This window comes from Hydrogenophaga sp. (assembly GCF_041633695.1).
GTDB lineage: Bacteria > Pseudomonadota > Gammaproteobacteria > Burkholderiales > Burkholderiaceae_C > Hydrogenophaga.
In genome coordinates this window covers 1-2,187 of the sequence record NZ_JBFJMY010000595.1, presented here as the reverse complement: position 1 = coordinate 2,187, position 2,187 = coordinate 1, and the positions used below count along the sequence as shown (strand labels likewise).

Genomic DNA, 2,187 nt, shown 5'->3' with positions numbered 1-2,187 from the left:
TGAAGCGTTCCTCAAGCACCGAACAATATGTAAGTTATTGATTTATAAGATTTTTAAAGATGACAACAAGCACAGAAATCAGCTACAAGATCGAATTGATCCAGCGCCTGGAGTCGCAGGACGGACAAGGCCTGCGCTGAAGCGCTTCTGCATCCTGTTTCCCCATGAAAAAACCCGGCCTAGCCGGGTTTTTTCATGGGGAAGACTTGGGCAAAGACCCTTATTCGGTCACCACCACTTCCACCCGGCGCGCTTCGGCGTCGTTGCCACTGCCCGTGGCCACTTCGGGCTTCTTCAACTCCACATGGTCGTCGTTCACGCCCGCACCCAGCAGCACGTCACGCACCGCCATGGCCCGGCGCTTGGCCAGATCGGCGTTCATCACCGGGTCACCCGTGGCATCGTGGAAGCCCGAGATCACCAAACGCTTGCCCGAGGTGGCGGCCGCGATGGCGTCGCCCAGCGCATCGAGTGCGCCCGACGCCAGATCGGCATTGCCCGACGCAAAATAAAACCGAACCACGCCGTTTTCCACCACCACACTGGCGTCTGCGCTGGCACTGGTGTTGGCGGTCGTGCTGGCAGACGCAGCCGGTTCCGCTGCGGCCATGGCGGTGCTGACACCGGTGCTTTTTCCCGCATTGGCGCGCACGCTGTGAAGGCCCACGCCTGCCGTCAGACCGATGGTCAGCAAAACGATGGTGATGAGCACCGCAGCAACGATGCTGTGGTCGGGTTCTTCGTTGTTGGAAGACATGGGAAACTCCGTAGAAAATGAACTGGGGCTGTGACAGAAGCCACGGCAAAAATGAGTACCAAAGAACTGCAATACCGCTTGCCCAATTGTAAATGCCAGAACATGCCTCTTGCCTGAATCGCTCACCCGCTCAAGGTAAGCGGGTGTACCCCGCGCGCGACGGTGCGCAGATGATGGCCCAGACGCTGGCGCAGTGGCGGGCCCAGGGACCAGAACCCGATTTGTGGATATTTGCCTACGCCTCGCTGGTCTGGCGCCCCGACTTTGAGGCAACCGAGCGCCGCCCCGCCCAGGTGCAGGGCTACCACCGCAGCCTGAAGATGTGGAGCCGGGTCAACCGGGGCACACCGCAGTGCCCAGGCCTGGTGTTCGCCCTGATCAACGGCGGTAGCTGCACCGGCCTGGCCTTGCGCGTGCCGCACCAGCAGGTGGAAGCGCTGATGCCCAGCCTGTGGGCGCGTGAAATGCCCAACCCGGTGTACGACCCCAAGTGGCTGCACTGCCAGACCGCGCAGGGGCCGGTGCAGGCGCTGGCGTTCACGCTGTCGCGGCGCAGCCCCAACTACACCGGCACCTTGAGCGACGAGCAGTACCGGCAGATCTTTTCCACTTCCTGCGGGCGCTACGGCAGCACGCTGGACTACGCACGCCAAACGCTGCACGGGCTGCGGGCGCACGGCATCGAAGACCGCGCCCTGGCCAGGCTGCTGCAACTGGCGGAGTAACGCCACACGGCGCCCAGCGCAACGGCACTTCTATACTTGCGCGCATGAACATCGCCGACCTGCGCAAAAGTTACGAAAAAGCCGAACTCAGCGAATCGGCCTCCCACGCCGACCCCATGCGGCAATTCGAACAATGGCTGCAAGAAGCCATTCAAGGCGAAGTGCCCGAACCCAATGCCATGACCTTGGCCACCGTGGGTTCCGACCTGCGCCCCAGCACCCGCATCGTGCTCGTCAAAGGCTTTGATGAACGCGGCATCGTCTGGTACACCAATTACGCCAGCCGCAAGGGCCAGGAACTGGCGGGCAACCCGTTTGCCGCGCTCCAGTTCCATTGGGTGGAGCTGGAGCGCGTGGTGCGCATCGAAGGCGTGGTGGAAAAAGTGAGCGACGAAGAAAGCGACGCCTACTTCCACAGCCGCCCGCTCGACAGCCGCATTGGCGCCTGGGCCAGCCCACAAAGCGAAGTGATCGACAGCCGCGCCGTGCTGGTGACCAACGCCGCCAAATTCGGCGCCAAATTCCTGCTACAGCCGCCGCGCCCGCCACACTGGGGCGGCTACCGCCTCAAGCCCGACAACTGGCAGTTCTGGCAGGGGCGCAAGAGCCGGCTGCACGACCGCCTGCGCTACACCTTGCGAGGGGATGGTGGGTGGTTGCGGGAGCGGCTGGCGCCTTGAACACGCTGCTGTGGCGTGACCGGCT

At 62.9% G+C, this 2,187-nt stretch carries 3 protein-coding genes; 2 read left to right on the top strand and 1 reads right to left on the bottom strand.

The features are described 5' to 3' along the window. Positions 1-220 precede the first annotated feature (220 nt). Entirely contained in the window at positions 221-757 is a 537-nt protein-coding gene (locus tag ABYB95_RS22150) for an OmpA family protein (protein ID WP_372662070.1), read from the bottom strand. Positions 758-927: 170 nt separating this feature from the next. On the opposite strand from ABYB95_RS22150, the gene ABYB95_RS22145 reads away from it, so the two are divergent. Further along, on the top strand, positions 928-1,482 hold the full coding sequence (locus tag ABYB95_RS22145; RefSeq protein WP_372662073.1) for a gamma-glutamylcyclotransferase: 555 nt from the start codon (positions 928-930) through the stop codon (positions 1,480-1,482). A 44-nt stretch (positions 1,483-1,526) separates the two neighbouring features. After that, on the top strand, positions 1,527-2,162 hold the full coding sequence (gene pdxH / locus ABYB95_RS22140) for a pyridoxamine 5'-phosphate oxidase (protein WP_372662067.1): 636 nt from the start codon (positions 1,527-1,529) through the stop codon (positions 2,160-2,162). The last annotated feature ends 25 nt before the right edge of the window (positions 2,163-2,187 follow it).